Origin of the sequence: Synechococcus sp. CCAP 1479/9 (genome assembly GCF_019038535.1) — a bacterium.
Classification (GTDB): Bacteria; Cyanobacteriota; Cyanobacteriia; order PCC-6307; family Cyanobiaceae; genus Cyanobium.
In genome coordinates, this window is the sequence record NZ_JAFKRK010000024.1 from 265,692 (window position 1) to 285,289 (window position 19,598).

The 19,598-nt window shown below is 71.2% G+C and carries 15 protein-coding genes and 1 tRNA gene; 6 read left to right on the forward strand and 10 right to left on the reverse strand.

What is annotated here, in order from left to right:
• Positions 1–170 precede the first annotated feature (170 nt).
• Both KUG38_RS10930 and KUG38_RS10935 read right to left on the reverse strand, forming a co-directional pair.
• Positions 171–1,256, reverse strand: coding sequence for a hypothetical protein (locus KUG38_RS10930; protein WP_216921328.1), 1,086 nt, complete (start codon positions 1,254–1,256; stop codon positions 171–173).
• The gene (locus KUG38_RS10935; protein WP_216921330.1) at positions 1,250–2,125 is read right to left on the reverse strand and encodes a TIGR04168 family protein; all 876 of its coding nucleotides are present in this window, start codon (positions 2,123–2,125) and stop codon (positions 1,250–1,252) included. Before KUG38_RS10935 ends, KUG38_RS10930 begins: the two co-directional genes overlap by 7 nt.
• A gap of 68 nt (positions 2,126–2,193) precedes the next feature.
• Between KUG38_RS10935 and nadA the strand changes: the two genes are divergently transcribed.
• Positions 2,194–3,159, forward strand: a complete 966-nt coding sequence (nadA, locus tag KUG38_RS10940; RefSeq protein WP_216921764.1) for a quinolinate synthase NadA — start codon at positions 2,194–2,196, stop codon at positions 3,157–3,159.
• Positions 3,160–3,193: 34 nt separating this feature from the next.
• On the opposite strand, the gene KUG38_RS10945 is transcribed toward nadA, so the two are convergent.
• The gene (locus KUG38_RS10945; RefSeq protein WP_216921332.1) at positions 3,194–4,279 is read right to left on the reverse strand and encodes a class I fructose-bisphosphate aldolase; all 1,086 of its coding nucleotides are present in this window, start codon (positions 4,277–4,279) and stop codon (positions 3,194–3,196) included.
• Positions 4,280–4,386: 107 nt separating this feature from the next.
• On the opposite strand from KUG38_RS10945, the gene KUG38_RS10950 reads away from it, so the two are divergent.
• The 3 genes from KUG38_RS10950 to KUG38_RS10960 all read left to right on the forward strand — a co-directional run bounded on the left by KUG38_RS10950 (position 4,387) and on the right by KUG38_RS10960 (position 10,799).
• On the forward strand, positions 4,387–5,427 hold the full coding sequence (locus KUG38_RS10950; protein ID WP_216921336.1) for a ligase-associated DNA damage response exonuclease: 1,041 nt from the start codon (positions 4,387–4,389) through the stop codon (positions 5,425–5,427).
• Between the two features lie 154 nt (positions 5,428–5,581).
• Entirely contained in the window at positions 5,582–9,121 is a 3,540-nt protein-coding gene (locus KUG38_RS10955) for a bifunctional diguanylate cyclase/phosphodiesterase (RefSeq protein ID WP_216921355.1), read from the forward strand.
• 16 nt (positions 9,122–9,137) lie between these two features.
• Positions 9,138–10,799, forward strand: coding sequence for an ATP-dependent DNA ligase (locus KUG38_RS10960; protein ID WP_216921358.1), 1,662 nt, complete (start codon positions 9,138–9,140; stop codon positions 10,797–10,799).
• On the opposite strand, the gene KUG38_RS10965 is transcribed toward KUG38_RS10960, so the two are convergent.
• From KUG38_RS10965 to KUG38_RS10980, 4 genes are all read right to left on the reverse strand, one after another.
• Positions 10,790–11,383: a DUF4178 domain-containing protein gene (locus KUG38_RS10965; RefSeq protein ID WP_216921361.1), complete on the reverse strand. Its 594-nt coding sequence runs from the start codon at positions 11,381–11,383 to the stop codon at positions 10,790–10,792. The genes KUG38_RS10960 and KUG38_RS10965 overlap by 10 nt on opposite strands.
• Positions 11,384–11,464: 81 nt before the next feature.
• The gene (locus tag KUG38_RS10970) at positions 11,465–13,012 is read right to left on the reverse strand and encodes a polyamine aminopropyltransferase (protein ID WP_216921364.1); all 1,548 of its coding nucleotides are present in this window, start codon (positions 13,010–13,012) and stop codon (positions 11,465–11,467) included.
• Positions 13,009–13,242, reverse strand: coding sequence for a hypothetical protein (locus KUG38_RS10975; protein ID WP_094584667.1), 234 nt, complete (start codon positions 13,240–13,242; stop codon positions 13,009–13,011). Before KUG38_RS10975 ends, KUG38_RS10970 begins: the two co-directional genes overlap by 4 nt.
• Position 13,243: 1 nt before the next feature.
• The gene (locus KUG38_RS10980) at positions 13,244–14,278 is read right to left on the reverse strand and encodes a hypothetical protein (RefSeq protein WP_216921367.1); all 1,035 of its coding nucleotides are present in this window, start codon (positions 14,276–14,278) and stop codon (positions 13,244–13,246) included.
• A 54-nt stretch (positions 14,279–14,332) separates the two neighbouring features.
• Between KUG38_RS10980 and KUG38_RS10985 the strand changes: the two genes are divergently transcribed.
• Positions 14,333–14,542, forward strand: coding sequence for a DUF350 domain-containing protein (locus KUG38_RS10985; RefSeq protein ID WP_094584670.1), 210 nt, complete (start codon positions 14,333–14,335; stop codon positions 14,540–14,542).
• Between the two features lie 22 nt (positions 14,543–14,564).
• The gene (locus KUG38_RS10990) at positions 14,565–17,075 is read left to right on the forward strand and encodes a ligase-associated DNA damage response DEXH box helicase (RefSeq protein WP_216921370.1); all 2,511 of its coding nucleotides are present in this window, start codon (positions 14,565–14,567) and stop codon (positions 17,073–17,075) included.
• Positions 17,076–17,110: 35 nt separating this feature from the next.
• On the opposite strand, the gene KUG38_RS10995 is transcribed toward KUG38_RS10990, so the two are convergent.
• The 3 genes from KUG38_RS10995 to cax all read right to left on the reverse strand — a co-directional run bounded on the left by KUG38_RS10995 (position 17,111) and on the right by cax (position 19,556).
• A tRNA-Ser gene (locus KUG38_RS10995) sits at positions 17,111–17,195 on the reverse strand.
• Positions 17,196–17,256: 61 nt separating this feature from the next.
• On the reverse strand, positions 17,257–18,447 hold the full coding sequence (locus KUG38_RS11000) for a pentapeptide repeat-containing protein (protein ID WP_216921372.1): 1,191 nt from the start codon (positions 18,445–18,447) through the stop codon (positions 17,257–17,259).
• Complete coding sequence (cax, locus tag KUG38_RS11005) at positions 18,444–19,556, reverse strand: calcium/proton exchanger (protein ID WP_216921375.1); 1,113 nt, start codon at positions 19,554–19,556, stop codon at positions 18,444–18,446. Before cax ends, KUG38_RS11000 begins: the two co-directional genes overlap by 4 nt.
• Between the last annotated feature and the right edge of the window lie 42 nt (positions 19,557–19,598).

Consider the following 19,598-nt stretch of genomic DNA (forward strand, 5'->3'; position numbering starts at 1 on the left):
ATGCCGCCGAGACTTGGCGGTAATTTGCCGATGAATCCGCAGAATCGATTCCCTATTTGTGACGGTCGAACAACTGTCTACTTGTATCAAGAATGACGTTTTGCATTCCGGTTACAGCCAGGGACTGATATCTCCCGGATTCGATGAACAGATGATCAAATCCTGAAGGCCTACGCCATAGGCAGTGCTGATCGTCCTTCCAGCCAGGACACGAGCGTCCGTGCGGCGGTGGACGCGCCGTCGTCTGCGAGGGGACCGCGCCGGGGGGGCATCAGGGGCTGGTCCAGCTCCCAGTCGCCGCGGTGGAAGGCCTCCTGGCTCAGCAGCCGATGCCAGCCGTGGTTGCGCAGGTCCTCCTCCAGCACCGGCGCTTCCGCGAAGCCGCTGCGGTGCACCAGATGGATGCCCACCCCCTGGCTGAAGGCCTCACAGAAGCTGCTGTAGCCGGGCTTGGTGATCAGCCGTCCCGCCAGGGGCATCAGGTCGAGGGGGCGCACCCCCTGGGGCAGGCAACGGCCATTGGCCACCGTGGCCAGCAGCGGTTCCGGCCCGATGAACACATGTTCGGGCCAGCGGGCCAGCAACGCCGGGTCGATCGCCATGCCGAGCCCCCCGAAGCTGACCAGCACCACCCGCTCCCGATCCGCCGGCAGGTCCAGCTCCCGGGCCAGCCGTGCGCCATCGAGCCGGGGCCGGGAGCTGGTCAGGCCCAGCCGCACGTCCGGAACCCCCCAGTCCATCGGCAGGGACAGGGGGCAATGGAGTAGCAGATCCCCCTGCCCGTAGAGCTGCCGGTGGCGTTCGGCCCAGGGACGGAAGGCCGGGCCCATGGGGGCGTGGATCACGTCCCAGCCGAAGCTGGCCAGCCACACGAGCGGCACCCGCAGTCGCCGGGCCAGCAGGGCCGCCGCCGGAGGCACGTCCCCCAGCACCAGGACCGGCTGACGCTGGTCCTCCAGCCAGCGGGCCTCGCGCTCCACCAGCGCCGGCAGTTCCTCCTCCAGCCGCTCAAGGGCGGCCAGGGTGGCGTCGGCATCGGCGCCGAGGGCATCGGCCTGGATCACCCCCACGTCCCAGCGGCAGGGGCGCAGCTCGAAGGGCACCGGACCGAAGGACAGCTCCAGGAAGCCCTGGGGCAGTCCGGTGGAGATCACCAGCCGCCAGTCGGGCCTCAGGGCGGCCAGTTCACAGAGCACCGAGACCGTGCGGGATCCGTGGCCGAAGCCATGGCTGCTGACGCAGGCGTGGATCAGCAAGGACTCAGCACCCCCGCCGCCGGCAGGGACGCCGTCCAGAGGGTCTGCTCGTAGTGGAGGGCGGCGTCGATGCCGTACCAGCGGTGGCTGATGTGGCGCAGATCGCCGTCTGAGAAGACGACCCAGCTGAAGTGACGCAGGGCCCGTCCCTGCTGGTCCACGCCGTGGCGGGGCACACAGGCGGTGTTGAGAAAGGCGGTGCCCTGGGCGTCGCGGCGGAAGCTGAGCCGTTCCCCCTGGTGATGGCAAAGGGCGTGATGCATGTGGCCGAACACCACCAGGGGCAACGGGCGGCGGCGGCGGATCTGGTCCACCGCCAAGGCCAGATCCTGATCCCCCCAGTCGCAGGCGGGCGTCTTCCAGTCCCGGCCGCAGAGGTCGTCCACCTGGGTGCCCAGGCCGCTGGGACCGGAATGGGCCAGGAGGATCAGTGGCAGCTGGGGATCGGCGGCCAGGGCCGCCCGGCTGATGCGCTGGGCGGACTCCTGCAGGCCCACCGGTCCGTAGACCGATCGCACCGCCTTCGAGAGGTGGAAGCCGCCGCCGGCGGTGCCAGGACGGGCGCCCACCACCGCCAGCCCGGGAGGACGCAGCTCCCTCAGACCCCAGCCGCAGTGCCGCTCGCCGAGCAGCTCCAGCTGGCGGCGCAGGGTGCGGCCGCTGCCGTCCTTGCCGGAATCGTGGTTGCCGAGCACGCAGGCGACGGGCAGCTCCAGGGTGGCGAGCAGTTCGGGAATGCGGCACTTGCCGTCGCTGAGGTCACCCACCAGCAGCAGGGCATCCGGGCGGATCCGATCCAGCACGTCGTGGTCACTGCGATCCCACTGGTCGTGCAGATCCCCCGCAATGGCGATGTTCAGCTCAGCCAATACCGACCGCTTCCTAGAGTGGGATCATCGTGCATGAGAAGGGGCAACGGTTGGTCTTCACGCAGACGCTGACCCACACGCCCCAACCCAGCCTTGAGGCCTGCCCGCCCCGTGCTGAGCTGGCAGCCGCGATCGAAACGCTCAAGAACGAGCGCAACGCCGTCATCCTGGCCCACTACTACCAGGACGACGCCATCCAGGACTGCGCCGATTTCATCGGTGACTCCCTCGAGCTCTCCCGCCGCGCCGCCAGCACCGACGCCGAGGTGATCGTCTTCTGCGGCGTCCACTTCATGGCGGAGACCGCCAAGATCCTCAATCCTGGCCGCACGGTGCTGCTGCCGGACCTGGAAGCCGGCTGCAGCCTCGCCGACGCCTGCCCCGCCGACGCCTTCGCCGACTTCCGCCAGCGCCACCCGGACCACTTCGTGGTGAGCTACATCAACTGCTCCGCGGCTGTGAAGGCCCAGAGCGACCTGATCTGCACCAGCAGCAACGCGGTCCACCTGGTGCAGCAGCTGCCGGCCGATCGCCCGATCCTGTTCGCCCCCGACCAGAACCTGGGGCGCTGGGTGGCCCGCCAGAGCGGCCGGGAGCTCACCCTCTGGCCCGGCAGCTGCATCGTCCACGAGACCTTCAGCGAGCAGGCCATGCTGCGCCTGCGCCAGGAACACCCCGAGGCCGAGGTGATCGCCCATCCGGAGTGTCAGCAGCACCTGCTCGATCTGGCCGACTTCATCGGCTCCACCAGCAAGCTGCTGCAGCGCACCCAGACCAGCCCGGCCCCCTCCTTCATCGTGCTCACCGAGCCGGGCATCCTCCATCAGATGCGGCGACGGGCACCGGAGAAGACCTTCCATGAGGTGCCAGGGGCCGATGGCTGCAGCTGCAATGCCTGCCCCTACATGCGGCTGAACACCCTCGAGAAGCTGTGGCAGTGCCTGCACAGCATGGGGCCGGCGATCGAGCTCGATGAGGAGATCCGCCAGCGGGCCCTGGTGCCGATCGAACGCATGCTGGCGATGAGCGCCTGAGGGGCCGGCCCGGACACCAGGGATCGGGAGCCGGTCAGTAGCTGTAGTTGGCCACGAACAGCGAGCCGGCATCGCCGGAGGGTTCGGAGCCGGCCACATAGGCGCCGCGGGCCGCGGCGCCGTTGGCCCGGGCGCGGGCCAGCAGGGCCGCCTGGCCCGCCGCCGTGTCGCTCCCCTTCCATTGGCTGAGGCACGAGTGCTGCAGGGCCCGGCCGTAGGAGAACCCCAGGTGCCAGGGGGCCTCCGGGTCGGCGGCATGGATGGCCGAGAGCAGGACACTGGCCTCCTCCTCCCCCAGGCCCCCCGAGAGGAACAGGATCGCCGGCACGGCCGGTGGCACGCTGCGGCGCAGGGTGCGCACGGTGTAAGCCGCCACCTGGGCAGCGCCGGGACGGTCGGAGCCTTCGGCGCCGGGCAGGGTCATCGAGGGTTTGAGCAAGGTGCCCTCCAGGAACACGCCGTTCCGGCCGAGGGCCTCGTAGACGCTGCGCAGCACCCATTCCTGCACCGCCGCGGTGGTGAGGATGTCGTGGTCGCCGTCCATCAGGATCTCCGGCTCCACGATCGGCACCAGGCCCTCCTCCTGGGCCGTGCGGGCGTAGCGAGCCAGCCCCCAGGCGTTCTCGCGCACGCACAGCTCCGAGGGGCAGCCGTCGGCGCTGATGCGCAGCACGGCCCGCCATTTGGCGAAGCGGGCACCGCGGGCGTAGGCCCGGGCCGCCCGCTCCTGCAGTCCGCGGAGGCCCGTGCACCAGGTCTCGCCGGCCAGGCCGCCGGCCAGGGGCTCGACGCCGAGATCCAGCTTGATCCCGACCACCAGCCCCTGCTCCTTGAACAGATCGACGAGCGATCCGGCCGGCCGGCCCGGGATCGGGGCCGCCTCCTGGTAGAGGGTTTCCTCGTAGAGGATCACGCCGCTGATCGTCTCGCCGAGTCCAGGGGTGGTGGCCAGCAGGGTGCGGTAGGCGCGGCGGTTCTCCTCGCTGTTCTCGACCCCGATCGCCGCGAAACGCTTGCCGATCGTGCCGGTGGATTCGTCCGCCGCCAGCAGGCCGGTGCCCAGCCGCGCCAGGGCGGCCGCGGTGGCCTCCAGCTCCTCGCGATGGGTGTCGAGTGACATCGGGCCAGGGGCGATGGCTGCCCCATGGCTAGTGGCGGGCTCGCCGACCGTCAACGGAACGGGGCGGCCAGGATGCGGTCATTCCCCTGCAGCGGCACCAGCGCGCCATGGCCCTGCCGCCCGACGGCCTGCTCCAGCTCACCCCCCAGGGCCTCTACTGCCCGGCGGCGGCGGCCTGGATCGACCCCTGGCGTCCGGTGAGCCGGGCCCTGATCACCCATGGCCACGCCGACCACGCCCGGCCCGGCAGCGCCGCCTACTGGGCAGCGACCCCGGGTGAGGGCGTGCTGCGCCAGCGGCTGGGGGCCAGCATCGAACTGACGGGGGTGACCTATGGCCAGGAGTGCCGCATCGGCGAGGCCCTGGTGTCATTCCATCCGGCCGGCCATGTGCTGGGCTCGGCCCAGATCCGGATCACCGCCGGCGGTGAGACTTGGCTGGTCAGCGGGGACTACAAGCGTGATGCCGACCCCAGCTGCGCCCCCTTCGAGCCGGTGAGTGCCGACGTGCTGATCACCGAGGCCACCTTCGGTCTGCCGATCTACCGCTGGCGGCCCGGCCACCGGGTGGCCGCCGAGATCCTGGCCTGGTGGCGCGGGGCACCCCAGCGCCCCTCTGTGCTGTTCGCCTACGCCTTCGGCAAGGCCCAGCGACTGCTGGCGGAGCTGGCGGCGCTGGGGGTGCAGGAGGAGGTGCTGCTGCACGGGGCGGTGCAGGCGCTGATGGAGCCCTACCGGAGCCAGGGCGTGGTGCTGCCGCCGACGCGACCGCTGAGCGAACTCCCCCGCCACACCTCACTGGCGGGGCGCCTGGTGCTGGCGCCACCCTCGGCCCACCGCTCGCCCTGGATGCGGTGGTTCACGACCCCCCAGACCGCCTTCGTCTGCGGCTGGATGGCGGTGCGGGGGGCGCGGCGGCGGCGCGGCTTCGAGCGGGGCTTTGCCCTCAGCGACCACGCCGACTGGGACGGGCTGCTGGCCACGGTGCGCGACTGCGGCGCCCGGCAGATCTACGTCACCCACGGCAACAGCGACGGACTGGCCCGCTACCTGCGCGAGGAGCTGGGACTGGCGGCCGAGCCCCTGGGGCGGGCCTTCGAGGGGCAGCGCAACGAGGAGGGGGAGGTGGCCCCAGCCTTGCCAGGCTGAAGCGTTGCCGGCCCGAAGCCATCCAGAGATAAAGGCCCGCTGAATGTTCGCGATGAAAGCGCAGTATGGGCGGCGAGGGAATCAATAACTGTTGAAGGTCCGGGGTGACGGGGCAGCTCGCCTCTAGCGTTCTTCAGGAAGGGAAGGTGGCGTCATGGTTGAACGTGGGGGATCGGCAGACCACGTTGCGACCCTCCACGATCGCCTGGCCGATTTCTGCCTGATCGCCGACCTCACCGACACCGACCTGCTCGCCTCCGATGCGCTGAGCGGCCATTTTCTCGCCTGCAATCATTCAGCCCACACCCATCTGGGGTACAGCATCCCGGAACTGCTGGCCCTGTCCCCGGAAGCGATTCAGGCCGATCCCGATCACGACGCTGCCTGGGTGGCCGAGCGTCGCCGCGAGTTGATCGCCGCCAGCGGCGGGACCATGCACACCCGTCATCGCTGCAGCGATGACTCCATCCGCGACGTCATCGTCCGCAGTCGTGTCCTGGAGATCGACGGGCGGCAACTGATCGTGAGCTGCGTCAGCGACGAAACCCAGCAGCGCCATCGGGAACTCCAGCTCGCCGACACCCTCTCCCTGCTGGAGGAGGGATCCTCGATCAGCGGCATCGGTGTCTGGGATCTGCGCTTCAGTGATGGCCGCATGCGCTGGTCGGAGCAGACCCGGCGCCTCTGCAGAAACCAGCACGGCGGTGAGCACACATCACTCCGGGACTACGGCGCCCTGGTGCATCCCGACGACCGGCTCCGCTGGCACATGGATGTGCGGCGGGCCGTGACCCGGGGCGACGTGTTCCGCAGCTGCCATCGGCTCTGCTTCGACGACGGCACGGAGGTGATGGTGGAGGCCGTGGGTCACCTCAGCTACGACCACAGCGGTGCGCCGGCGCGCATGGTGGGGACCCTCAGGGATGTCACCGGCGAGCAGGCCCTGATGCAGGTTGTGGCGGGCGAGCGCTCCTGCGACCCCCTCACCGGACTTCCCAACAAGCTCGCCACCCTGGAGGAGCTGAACCGGCGCCTGAGCGGTCGCCGCTACAACGCTTCGATGGCTGTCCTGAGCCTGGATGTGGATGGTTTCGGGGACATCAACGACCACTTCGGATCCGATGTCGGCGATCGGGTGCTTCGCGCCATGGCCGGCCGGCTGCGCGATCTGCTCGGCCCGGGCGACTGGCTGGCGCGGCTGGGCAGCGACCAGTTTCTGATCCTCATGGAGGAGGGAGTCCGCTCCATCGGTGATGCGATGGGCGCCGCCCGTCGTCTGCAGCAGGCGTGGGGCCAGCAGCAGCCCTTGCTGAAGGACCTGCCCCTCGACCCGACCTTTTCCGTGGGCATCGCCACCTATCCCGAGCACGCCCAGGAGAGCCGGACGCTGATCCAGTGCGCCAACACGGCACTGATGAAGGCGAAGGCCCAGGGAAGCCTTCAGGTGTGTGCGTACTCCAGCACGATCAGCCGCCAGATTCAGGAGCGCATGGAGCTGAGCATTCAGCTGTCCCAGGCGCTGGATCGCGAACAGTTCCAACTGCTGATTCAACCGCAGCGAACCCCATCCAACGCGCTCGCCGGCGGAGAGATCCTGCTGCGCTGGACCAACCATCTGAGCCTTTCGGTACCGCCCAGCCATTTCCTGCCGCTGGCCGAGGAGAGTGGTCTGATCCTGCAGCTCTCCCCCTGGGTCCTGCGTCAGACCGCCCAGCGGATCAGCGACTGGCAGGCGGCGGGCCTCCGCCCCCCGCGGCTGGCCCTGAACGTCTCCCCGCGGGAGCTGGAGCTGCCGGACGGGCGCTTCATCGGCGCCATGCTGGAGACCCTGGCGGAGTTCCAGCTGCGGCCCGAACAGCTGGAACTCGAGATCACGGAAACGGCGTTGATCCGCAATCCCCTGCTGGCCCGTGAACAGCTGCGGGTGCTGGCCGATCAGGGGTTCCGGATCGCGATCGACAACTTTGGAACCGGCTATTCCTCCCTGGAACTGCTGCGGACCCTGCCGGTCCATCGCCTCAAGATCGATCGCACCTTCGTGCAGTCGCTGACGACCTCCCCCGTCGATCAGACCATCGTGGCCACCACCATCGCCCTGGCCCATGGCCTGGGGATGGAATGCACCGCCGAGGGGGTGGAGTCCGAGGAGCAGCGCCGGATGCTGCAGGATCTTGGCTGCGACTGCTTCCAGGGCTTCCTGTGCGGCCCTCCACTGGAAGCGGAGGCCTTCGAGGCCCTGCTTCTGAATCCGGACGCCGCTGCGATGCCTCCCCCGGAGCGCTGGTCGCGGGGGCCGCAGGGCAGCGAAGCCCCGTCCACCCAGCCGGCGGATGGGGCCCATCTGCCCGGCACGTTCGAGCAGCTGACGCTGCTGCGAACGGCCGTGGACGCCAGCCGCGATTTCTTTCTGCTGCTGCAGTCCGTCCATCGCCATGACGGCCGCATCGAAGACTTCCGGGTTCTGGATGTCAACAGAGCCGTCTGCTCCTACCTGCAGCAGGACCGCGAGGCGATCCTGGGCCAGACCCTGCTGGCGATCAGCCCGTCGATGGGCCAGAAGGGCCTGATCGATCTGTATGGCGATGCCGCCATGCGCAACGTCCCCACCGCCGTCAGTGGCTTTGCCGCCAACGATGGGCCCATGGCCACGGGTCGTCGCCTGTTCGACATCGAGATCACCCCGGACCGCGGGATCCTCGCGGTCACCTGGCGGGATGTGACCGAGCAGGACCAGGCCGCCCGCAGCCTGGCGGATGTGGCGGCCCTCTACCGGCTGCTCGCCGACAACATCGTCGATGTGATGCTGCTGCTCAACCACCACCAGCAGGTGGTGTGGGTGTCGCCGTCGCTGCAGCCGATGACGGGCTGGCAGCAGAAGCAGTGGCACGGGCGGAGGTTCCGGGATCTGTTCGCCTCCGCCGAGGAGCCGCCCGGGCCGGTGGATCTCGACCAGTGGCTGGCGGAGTCGGGCCCGATCCGCCAGGGCCGTCTGCGGCTGGCCGATCCAGGCGGAGGCTGGAGCTGGGTGCAGCTGAGCGTCCGCAGGCTCGACAGCGACCAGCTCCGCAGCCTCGACACCCAGGGATTCGACACCAGTGGCGAGGTGGATCCGGTCGGACCCCCCCTGAGCCTGGACCATGGCTATGTGATCACGCTCCAGCCGGTGGATGAGCAGGTCCTGGAGGAGCGCCTGCTGCTGCAGCGCGCCAACACCGATCCCCTCACGGGCCTCTGCAGCCGCGCCGCCATCCTGGAGCGGCTGGAGCGGCTGCTCCTGGATGAACGGGCCCACAGCGCCCAGCCCCTGGCCCTGCTCTTCTGCGACTGCGACGGCTTCAAGGGCATCAACGACCGCTATGGCCACGCCTGCGGTGATGCGGTGCTGAGAACCGTGGCCCGCAGGATCCAGGCCCGGACCCGCCGTGGCGACCATGCCGGCCGGATCGGCGGCGATGAGTTTCTGCTGCTGCTGGAGGGGATCGATCATCTCGAGGATGCGATCGCCTTCGCCGAAGACCTCCAGACCAGCATCAGCGAGCCGATCACCTGGAGTGACGCCACCCTCGAGCCCTCGTTCTCGATCGGCATCGCCCTGCACGGGGCCGGAGAGGATGCGGATCTGTTCCTCCGGCGGGCCGACCGCAACATGTACACAGCCAAGGCCGCCGGCCGCCACCGGGTGGTCGCCCTCTGAACCTGGGGCTGAGGCCATGCAGCTGTTCGCCGAGCTGATCGAGACCCTGGAGCACAGCAGCGGCACCCGGGCCCGGGTGGCTGCCCTGGCCGGCTTCTTCCGGGTGGCCGATCCGGCCGATGGCGCCTGGGCCCTGGCCCTGCTGCTGGGCAAGCGGCGCCGGCGGCTGATCACCGGCCGGCGGCTGCGTCAGATCTGCCTGGAGGGCTCCGGTCTGCCCGAGTGGTTGTTCGATTCCTGCCACGCCCAGGTGGGGGATTCGGCCGAGACCATCGCCCTGCTGCTCCCCCGACTGGCCCTGCCGCCGGCCCCGCCCCTGGAGCTGTCCCTGGCCGCGTGGATGGGCACGCGGCTGCCGGAGCTGGCCGCCCTGGAGGGCGAGGCGCAGGCCGAGGCGGTGCTGGCGGTCTGGGCGGCGCTGCCCGAGGGGGAGGTCTTCCTGTTCAACAAGCTGCTCACCGGCGGCTTCCGGGTGGGGGTGGCGGCCGGCCTGGTCACCCGGGCCCTGGCGGAGGTGGCAGGGCTGGAGGAGGCGGAGGTGGCCCACCGGCTGATGGGCGGCTTCGAACCCTCCCTAGAGGCGATGGAGGCCCTGCTGGCGCCCCTGGAGGCCGGCGCGGCCACCCCGATCAGCCGGCCCTATCCCTTCTGCCTGGCTTCCCCTTTGGAGCCGGAGCGCCTCGCCGCCACCGACCCCGGCGGCTGGCAGGTGGAGTGGAAGTGGGACGGGATCCGGGCCCAGCTGATCCGCCGCGACAGCCAGACCTTTCTCTGGAGCCGGGGGGAGGAGCTGATCAACGGCAGCTTCCCCGAACTGGAGGGGGTCGCCGCGTTGCTGGGGCAGGGCACGGTGCTGGATGGGGAGCTGACCGTCTGGCCGGCCGGGGCGAGCCAGCCCGCCGGCTTCGGCCCCCTGCAGCGGCGGCTGGGGCGGCAGAAGCCCGGCGGAGCCCTGCTGCGGGAGTATCCGGCGGCCTTCGTGGCCTACGACCTGCTGGAGCAGGGGGGCCGGGACCTGCGCCCCGAGCCCCTGGGCCGGCGCCGCGCCGCCCTGGAGGCCCTGGTGCGCGGGCTGCCGGAGACGGCCTCCACCCCCGCCGCCGGGCTCCTGCGCCTCTCCCCGGTGCTGCCGCTGGGGAGCTGGGAGGAGCTGGACATCCTGCGGCAGCAGGCCCGCTCGGTGGGCGCCGAGGGGCTGATGCTGAAGGCCCTCGATTCGGCCTACGGCGTCGGCCGGCGCCGCGGGCTGTGGTGGAAGCACAAGCTGGAGCCGATGGAGCTCGATGCGGTGCTGCTCTATGCCCAGGCCGGCAGCGGCCGCCGCGCCAACCTCTACACCGACTACACCTTCGGCCTCTGGGACGGCGAAGGCCGCCTGGTGACCTTCGCCAAGGCCTATTCGGGACTCGACGACGGCGAGATCACCGAGCTGGACCGCTGGATCCGCCGCCACACCACCGAGCGCTTCGGTCCGGTGCGGGCCGTCGAACCGCTGCAGGTCTTCACCCTGGGCTTCGAGGGCCTGCAGCGCTCCTCCCGCCACCGCAGCGGCCTGGCCGTGCGCTTTCCCCGCATCCTGCGCTGGCGCCGCGACCGCACCCCCGAATCTGCCGATACCCTCACCAGCGCCCTGGCCTTGCTGGAGAACCCGGCTACACCATCAGCCGTTCAGCGATAGACCGAGCGGCCATCCCCTGGCAGCAGCAGCGGCGCGGCCGGGTCAATGCGCAGGCCCAGGCTGAGCTCCGGCGGCCCGGGATCACCGCCTTCCTCCCAGCGCTCCAGGGAGAGCAGCCGGCCCTCGGCCCCCTCGTAATCGCCGTAACGGCAGCCCGTCAGGCGCCGGTTCATCACCCGGGCGGCGGCGGTCACCGAGGCCCGGCCCGTCTCCTTGAGGTGATAGAGCTGGCCGCGGCAGCGCACGTGCTCGGGGAAGTCGGCCGTCAGACCCTCCAGCTCGGCGGCCGGAACGTCCTCCAGCCAGCTCACCTCCAGCCAGTCGTCCTCACAGACGCTGAGCCAGCGGCCTTCGGTCCCGTCCCGGAGCAGGTACTCCAGCCACTGGAAGCCGTCGTCGTCGTAGAGCAGCCGGTCTTCCACCACCCAGTCGCGGCCGTCGTGCTGGACGATGTCGCCGGTGGTGAGGTTGAACAGGGTGCGGGCCTGCAGCTTCGGGGCGCGGCGCCGCAGGCGGGCCCTCCGCGCCAGCACCAGGGCGACGGCGGCGAGCAGCAGCAGCAGCAGAAGAAGCCAGACGGCCATCGGAGCGCTCGGGGGCCGGACCATCCAGGCCGGCGGGCCCAGCTTATGGATGCCGTCGCCCGGTGCCGGTGGCGGTGACGATCAGTTCTCCCGCCAGCGGCCCTGGCGCTGGTAGTCGGCCAGCACCGGCCGGTGCAGCCGGTTCGGCAGCACCCGCTCCCCCGGCGGCAGGGCCAGGTCGCGGCTGAGGGGAAAGAGGCGCTGCAGCTGGCCCTGGTCGATCCAGCGGCCCTGGAAGGGGAGGACGGCCGGCGCCGGCCGCGGCGGGCCGCGGTGGGCCATGACGAAACCCCAGGGCCCGAAGCTGGGCACATCCACACCGTAGGGGCGGGTGGTCAGCCGCAGCTCAGCCAGGGTGGCCTGGATCGAGGCCAGCACCCTGGGGCTGAAGAACGGCGTCGAGGCCTGGGTGACCAGCAGGCCGTCGGGGGCGAGCCGCCGCAGCAGGCGGCCGTAGAAGGTGACGCTGTAGAGACGCGCCAGGGCCGGCGTGGCCGGGTCGGGGAAATCGGCAATGATCACGTCGTAGCGGCCCCGCAGCTGGCGCACCCGCTCGAAGGCGTCGCCGATCACCAGCCGCACCCGAGCGTCCTCCAGGCTGGCGCCGTTGAGGCGCCGCAGGAACGGCTGCTCCCGGGCCAGGCGCACCATGGCCGGGTCGAGCTCCAGCACATCCACCTGCCGCACCGCGGGCCAGCGCAGCACCTCCCGCAGGGCCAGGCCATCGCCCGCCCCCAGCAGCAGCACCCGGACCGGCCGGCCGTGCCAGGCCATCGCCGGATGCACCAGGGCCTCGTGGTAGCGGTACTCGTCGAGGCTGGAGAACTGCAGCTGGCCGTCAAGGAACAGGCGCAGGTCGTCCCGGCGGCGGGTGAGAACGATGCGCTGGTGCCGGCTCTGGATGCGGCTCACCACCGGATCCTCGTAAAGCCCGTCCTCGATCCGGTCTCCGAGGGGAACCAGCCCCAGGCCGGCCAGGGCGACCACGGGAACAGCGACGGCGATCGAGCGGCGCCAGAGCCGCCCCACCGGGAACACGGCGGCGATCACCACGCAACTGACCAGGGGCATCAGGGCCAGCAGGCCGGCGGTGGGCAGCAGCCCCAGCCAGGGGAGCAGCACCAGGGGGAACAGCAGGGCCCCCACCAGGGCGCCCAGGTAATCGAGGGCCAGCACCCGGGCCAGGGCGACGCGCAGCTGCTGGCCGCACTCCAGCAGCCGGGTCAGCAGCGGCACCTCCATGCCACCGAGCGCCCCCACCAGCACGGTGAACACCACCAGGCCCAGCCACACCGGCCCCCCCAGCCGGAACAGGGCAAACAGGCCCAGGGGCGCCAGCAGGCACAGGGGCGCCAGGGCCAGCTCGACCGCCAGGAACCACTGCAGCAGGGGCATACCGGGGTCGGGGCCGGTGGCCAGGAACTGGCTCACCCAGGCACCCAGACCCATGGCGGCCAGGAAGGTGCCCACCACGACGCCGGTGGCCAGGGCGTGATCGCCCAGCAGATAGCTGGCCTGGGTGATCAGCATCAGCTCCAGCACCAGGCTGACGCTGGAGGAGAGAGCCGCCGCCGCCAGCAGCACCCGCACCTGCACGGGGCTGAGGGCCGGCAGGCTACGGGCTGTCACTTGGCCGCGCCGGGTCCGCGCCCCTGGAAGCCCGACCAGTCCTGCCGGCGGGGGGTCGCCGTCACCCAGCGGCCGGAGCGGTAGCTGCCGCCGTAGCGGACGCCGCTGGAGGCGGCGGGGGTGCCCTCCTGGCCGAGGCGCCAGAGGCCGGGGCGGGTGATGGCCGCCAGGGTGCCGGCGGTGACCACCGTCACGGCCAGCACCATCACCACCGCGCGCTCGTCGACCATCTCAGCGGCCCTCCGTCGCCCCGTCCAGGCACACCACCGGCACCGGGCGCGGCGTCATGAGGCCGTCCTCCACAGTGAGCCGCAGCCATTCGATCTCCCAGAGGTCGCCGTCGGCGCGGAAGGTCGCGGGCAGCTGCACGCTGAAGCGATGGCTGCCCGGCTCCGGCAGCCGCAGATGGATCACCTGGCGGGCCGAGAGCCAGTGGTCCCCATCGCTGGAGCGGTGGGCCACGGTCACCGTCTGCCGGTGCCGAAGGCAGGGGCGCCCCAGGGCATCGCACACCCGCAGCTCCAGGGCGGCGGTCGGCGGGGGCTGGCCCAGGGGGGGATCGTCATGGGGCAGCTCCCAGCGGGCCACCACCCCCACCCGCACCAGGCCCGGGCCACCGGCATCACAGCGGATCGCGGCGACGCCCTCATCGCTGCGCCGGACCCACCGGCCCCGGGCGATGCCGTAGCAGGCCTTCAGCAGCACCAGCGCCGTCGCCAGCGTCACCAGGGTGGTGAACAGGAGCAGGGGGCCGTCGACGCTGTGGTTGCGGACGCTGCCGCGCACCACGACCGGATTCGGCAGGGGGCGGCCCGCTTCATCGAGCAGATCCTGAAGCTGCAGCGCCAGCTGGAAGCGTCCGGTCTGGCCCGGGCGCATCGCCAGAGCCAGGCCTGCGTCGCCCTCCTCCCAGGTGCCGCTCTCCCCCTCCTCCGCCCAGGTGCCCCTGGCCCGCCAGCCGTCCTTGGTGAGGCTGAGCACGGTGCGGCCACGGGCATCGAGGAGGGCCACATCCAGCTCGACGCTGCTGTTGGGGGGGATCTCGGCCATCAACGACAGCCGCGGGCTGCCCAGCCAGCCGTCCCGCAGCTCGAAGGGGGCACTGAGCACCCGTTGGCCTTCAGGCACCACCATCACCAGCCGCCGGGGCCACTCCAGCGCCGAGAGCGCCAGCACCAGCAAAGGCAACAGCGGCAGCAGCAGGCTGGCCAGCGGCCAGAGCAGCAGCGCCGGATCCCGCCGTCCGCCCGGGGAAGACAGCCCCATCAGCGGGCGGCCTCCGGGCTGTCCCTACGGTGGGGCCGGCTTCGCGACGCGGGGATGGTCAAACCACTGCTCCAGATGCTGCTGATGGTCGGCTGGACCTTTCTGGGCATCATCCTCATCTATGTCGGGCTCCTGCTCTTCGATCGGCTCTCTCCGATTGATTACCGGGCCGAGATCCGCCGGGGCAACATCGCCGCCGGGGTGGTGCTGGGGGCCGTGATCCTGGCCATCGCCGCCGTTGTGGTGGCGGTGCTCTCCACCTGATCCGTCCCCGCCCCGCCAACCCTTGACCCCTTCCCCCGCGGCGGCGCTGCGGCCGATCGAGGCCTGGTTCACCAGCCGCGGCTGGCGGCCGATGCCCTTCCAGCGCCAGTGCTGGCGGGCCTACCTGGAGGGGGCCAGCGGCCTGATCCAGGTGCCCACCGGCTCCGGCAAGACCTACGCCGCCGTGATGGGGCCGATCGCCGCCATGCTCGCGGAGAACGGGGGCACCGGACCGGAGGGCGGTCTGCGGCTGCTGGTGCTGACGCCCTTGCGGGCCCTGAGCCGGGATCTGCTGCTGGCGATCCGGGAGCCCATCGAGGCCATGGGCTGGCCGCTGCGGGTGGGGCTGCGCAACGGCGACACCAGCAGCCATGAACGGGGCAAGCAGCTCAAGGCGCCGCCCCAGATCCTGATCACCACCCCGGAATCCCTCTCCCTGCTGCTGGCCGGGCCCCGGGCCGAAGCCGTGTTCGCCGATCTGGAGGCGGTGGTGATCGACGAGTGGCACGAGCTGATGGGCAGCAAGCGCGGCTCCCAGACCGAGCTCTGCCTCAGCTGGCTGCGGGGCCGGCGACCCTCCCTGCGCACCTGGGCGATCAGCGCCACCATCGGCAATCTGGCGGAGGCGGCCCGGGCCGCGGTGGGGGTGGACGGCGAGCCGCGGATCATCACCGCCCGGATCCGGCGGGACACCCAGATCCGCAGCCTGCTGCCCGACACGATCGACGGCTTCCCCTGGGCCGGCCACCTGGGGCTGCGCATGTACGAGGAGCTGGTGGCCGCCCTGGAGCCGGCCGTCTCCACCCTGCTGTTCACCAACACCCGCAACCAGGCCGAACGCTGGCACCAGTGCCTGCGCTTCGCCTGCCCGGAGATGGACGGGGCTTTGGCCCTGCACCACAGCGCCATCGACCGGGCCGAGCGTGAGGCCATCGAGGCGGGGGTGAAGGCCGCGGCGATCCGCTGGGTGGTGTGCACCAGCTCCCTGGATCTGGGGGTCGACTTCCAGCCGGTGGAACGGGTGGTGCAGATCGGCAGCGCCAAGAACCTGGCCCGGCTGCTGCAGCGGGCAGGCCGCTCGGCCCACCAGCCCGGCGGCACGGCCCAGGTGCTGTTCATGCCCACCAACGCCCTGGAGCTGCTGGAGGTGTCGGCGATGCGCCGGGGGCTGGGGGAGGGGCTGGTGGAGCACCGACGCCCGCCGCAGGAGCCGCTTGATGTGCTGCTCCAGCACCTGGTGAGCCTGGCCTGCGGACCGGGCTTCGAGCCCGAGGCCACCCTCGCGGCGGTGCGCCGCACCTGGAGCTACCGCCAGCTGGAGCGCAGCCGCTGGGACTGGTGTCTGCGCTTCCTGGAGGAGGGGGGCGACTGCCTGGGGGCCTACCCGCGCTACCGCAAGCTGGAGCGGGAGCCGGCCGGGGCGGACGCGGACGGCACCTGGCGCTACGTGGTGCGGGAAGCGGCCGTCGCCCGCCTGCACCGCCTCAACATCGGCACCATCAGCGCCGACCGCGCCGTGACCGTGCGCTTCGTCCGCGGCGCCGTGCTGGGCCATGTGGAGGAAGCTTTCATCGGCCGGCTCAAGCCGGGGGACGTCTTCTTCTTCGCCGGCCGCCAGCTGGAGTTCGTGCGGCTGCGGGAGATGACGGCGATGGTGAAGGCCACGACGCGACGCAGCGCCACGGTGCCCGCCTGGGGCGGCGGCCAGATGGCCCTCTCCGACCTGCTCAGCGCCCATCTGCGCCGGGAGGTCGACCGCTGCGCCCGCGCCCTCGACGGCGAGGCTGGTTTCAGCCTCGACACCGCGGAGCTGCGGGCCCTGGAACCGCTTTTGGAGCGCCAGGTGCAGCTCTCCGCCCTGCCCCGGACGCACCAGTTCCTGGTGGAGCTGTGCCACACCCGGGAGGGCAGCCATCTCTACGCCTATCCCTTCGAGGGCCGCTTCGTACACGAGGGCCTCGGTTTCCTGTGGTCGTGGCGGCTGGCCCGGCACCAGAGCGGCACCTTCACGGTGTCGGTGAACGACTACGGCTTCGAGCTGCTCGCCCCCCGCGGCTACCCCTTCGAGGAGCTGCTTGGGGAGCACGCCGGCAGCCTCCTGGATCCCGCCGATCTGCTGGAGGACCTGGAGCGGGCCGTGAACCTCTCGGAGCTGTGCCGCCGCCGCTTCCGCTCCATCGCCCAGGTGAGCGGCCTGGTGCTCAACGGCTACCCCGGCCAGGCCCGCTCCGGCGGCCAGCTGCAGATCAGCGCCGCCCTGCTCTTCGATGTCTTCCAGCGCCATGAGCCCGGCAATCTGCTGCTTGCCCAGGCCCGGGGCGAAGTGCTGGAGGAACAGCTTGATCTCGGTCGGTTGATCGGCACCCTGGAGCGGCTGCGGGGGAGCGAGTGGCTGGAGCGGCACCCGCCCCGCCCCGGTCCCATGGCCTTCCCGCTGCTGGCGGAGCGGCTCAACAACCGGATGAGCAACGAATCGCTGCTGGAGCGCCTGGGGAGGCTGCGCCAGCAGGCCTGTCGGGCCGAGGGGCTCTGAGCAGCCGGATGCGGGCCAGGGCGGGGAGGGAAAGACGGAGGGGGTGGGATTCGAACCCACGGAATCTTGCGATTCGCCGGTTTTCAAGACCGGAGCCATCAACCACTCGACCACCCCTCCAGGCTGGACGGCCTGCCGACCAGGTCGGAAGCCCCGCCATGCTCCCATGAAGGGGCGGCGCCTACAGCCGACTGGGCAGCCCCTTGCAGCCACCGGGGATGGTCTGCCTGGAGCGGACACCGCTCCAGGCCGCCAGGTAGGTCCGGGTGGACGGATCCAGCTGGCGCACCCCCGAGAGATTGACGTTCTCCACCAGGGCACCGGTGCCGGCACCGCCGACGTGGTCCGGGGGCTGCTGGGCCTGGGGCGGGGTGGCCTCCAGGGGGTCGCCGTAGAAGAAGCGGGTGCCCTGCAGGCAGGCCCCCTGCAGGTTGGCGCCCGCCAGATTGACGCCCGCGAGGTTCGCCTCGGCCAGATCGGCGCCGGAGAGATCGGCGCCGGAGAGGTCGGCCCCGTTGAAATCGATGGCCCGCAGGTCGGTGCCGGCGAGGTCGGCCCCCCGCAGCATGCTCTGCAGGCGGATCACCGGGACGCCCCGCGGTCGGTCCTCCTCGTAGCTGCCCTCGCCGTCAAGGATGGCGCGCCCCAGCCGCTGGTCGCGGCGCAGGGGCGTCAGCAGCCGGGCGTGGGAGAGAAACCGCAGGATGCGGGCCTTGCCGTCGCCGTCGATGCTGCTCAGCACGGCGGCCAGGCGACCCTCCGCCAGCATCCGCTCCAGGGGCCAGTCCTCCAGCAGCCCCTCCTCGTCGCTGATCAGCTCGGAGATGCCGTGGATGAAGCTGTCGATGGTCTGGGCCTGGGTGATGCGGTTCTGCTGGGTGGTGAGCCGCTGATCCACCATCACCTGGCGCCAGGCGATCATCAGGGCCACCAGGGCCACGAGGATCTGGCCAATGGCCCCGATCACCCCCTCCCCGAAGGCGCCGATCGCCTCCCAGTCGCCGTTGCGGTAGATCGCCAGCAGCGGGTCGAGCCAGCCCAGGGCCAGGGGGATCGACAGCAGGGCGAGCACCAGGGACAGCAGCGCCAGCAGGCGAACGGTGGGGGGTTCCTCCAGCTGGCGGGCCAGGAGCTGCCAGAGGGGCGGCAGCAACTGCCGCAGGGCCAAGGCGACGACCAGCAGGGCCGCCGGCAGCGCCAGCCAGGCCAGACCCAGGATGAGGGCCACCTGGAGCACCAGGAGCGTGAGCAGCAGCTGCAGGCCGGCTCCATGGCGCAGCCGGGTCCAGGCGCCACCCGAGCGCAGGGCGGGGGGCGGGGCGGAGAAGGCGGCAGGGGTGGACAGCGGACGGTCGTCCGGCTTCGTGCTCATGGGACGGGGCTGCCCTGGAAGAAGAACCCGGCCGCCAGGATGGCGTAGGCCGCCAGCAGCAGCACCCCCTCCAGCCAGTCCGAGCGTCCGTCGAGGCTGACCAGGTTGCTCACCAGCACCGCGGTCGCCACGGCCACCACTTCATAGACGTTGAAGCTGAGGTCGAGGGGGTGACCGAGCAGGGGCGCGACCAGCAGCAGCACCGGCACCACCAGCAGCCCCACCAGCAGGGTGGAGCCCAGGGCCACCGACACCGCCAGATCCATCTTGTCCTTGCGGGCCATGGACACCGCGGTGAGATATTCCGCCGCGCCCCCCAGCAGGGGAAGCAGCACCACGCCGGTGAACAGGGCCGAGAGGCCGAGGGATTCGGTGACGGTCTCCACCACGCCGACGAACAGCTCGGAGGCGTAGGCCAGGCCGACGGTCGCCGCCAGCAACACGGCGACCCAGGGGAGCAGGGGCGGCTTGGTGCCGCCGGCTTCGCCGTGGGCCTCCTCTCCCTCCACGCCCAGGTCAGCCTCGGCCACGGCGTAGAGGGTGCGGTGGGTTTTCAGGGAGAACAGGAGGGTGAGGGCGTAGACGGCCAGCAGCACCCAGGCCACGAACAGGGAGAAGGATTCGGCGGCGCCCGCATCGAGGCCCCCGGCGCCGTCGCCCACCATGCCCCGCAGGCTGGGGATGAGGATCGCCAGAACGGCCAGGGTCATGGCCGAGCCGTTCACCCGGGCCACCACCGGCTGGAATCGCTGTTCGCTGCGGCCGATCCCACCGACCAGCATCGACAGGCCGAGGGCAAGCAGCAGATTGGCCATGACCGTGCCCGTGATGCTCGCCTTGACGATGTCCACCAGGCCCGCCCGCAGGGCCGCCAGGGCGATGATCAGTTCGGTGGCGTTGCCGAACAGGGCATTGAGCAGGGCCCCGAGCGAAGGCCCGAGGGTGAGGGAGAGCTCCTCGGTGGCGGTGCTGAGCAGGATCGCCAGCGGAATGATCGAGAGGATCGAGGTGACGAAGACGATCCCATCTCCCCAGTGGAGCCGGTCCGCCACCGCAGCCACCGGCAACATCGCCAGCAGGCCGGTGGCGATGCGCAGGCGAGGGGGCATGAAAGGGGAAAGACGGTGACCCATTGTGACCGACTGTTGATC

Excerpts from the sequence above, each read along its gene's own strand:
- KUG38_RS10945 (WP_216921332.1), bottom strand. The coding sequence starts at position 4,279 with ATGTCACTCGACACCCATCGCGAGGAGCTGGAGGCCACCGCGGCCGCC.
- KUG38_RS10950 (WP_216921336.1), top strand. The coding sequence starts at position 4,387 with ATGGCCCTGCCGCCCGACGGCCTGCTCCAGCTCACCCCCCAGGGCCTC.
- KUG38_RS10955 (WP_216921355.1), top strand. The coding sequence starts at position 5,582 with ATGGTTGAACGTGGGGGATCGGCAGACCACGTTGCGACCCTCCACGAT.
- KUG38_RS10960 (WP_216921358.1), top strand. The coding sequence starts at position 9,138 with ATGCAGCTGTTCGCCGAGCTGATCGAGACCCTGGAGCACAGCAGCGGC.
- KUG38_RS10965 (WP_216921361.1), bottom strand. The coding sequence starts at position 11,383 with ATGGCCGTCTGGCTTCTTCTGCTGCTGCTGCTGCTCGCCGCCGTCGCC.
- KUG38_RS10975 (WP_094584667.1), bottom strand. The coding sequence starts at position 13,242 with ATGGTCGACGAGCGCGCGGTGGTGATGGTGCTGGCCGTGACGGTGGTC.
- KUG38_RS10980 (WP_216921367.1), bottom strand. The coding sequence starts at position 14,278 with ATGGGGCTGTCTTCCCCGGGCGGACGGCGGGATCCGGCGCTGCTGCTC.
- KUG38_RS10985 (WP_094584670.1), top strand. The coding sequence starts at position 14,333 with ATGGTCAAACCACTGCTCCAGATGCTGCTGATGGTCGGCTGGACCTTT.
- KUG38_RS11000 (WP_216921372.1), bottom strand. The coding sequence starts at position 18,447 with ATGAGCACGAAGCCGGACGACCGTCCGCTGTCCACCCCTGCCGCCTTC.
- cax (WP_216921375.1), bottom strand. The coding sequence starts at position 19,556 with ATGCCCCCTCGCCTGCGCATCGCCACCGGCCTGCTGGCGATGTTGCCG.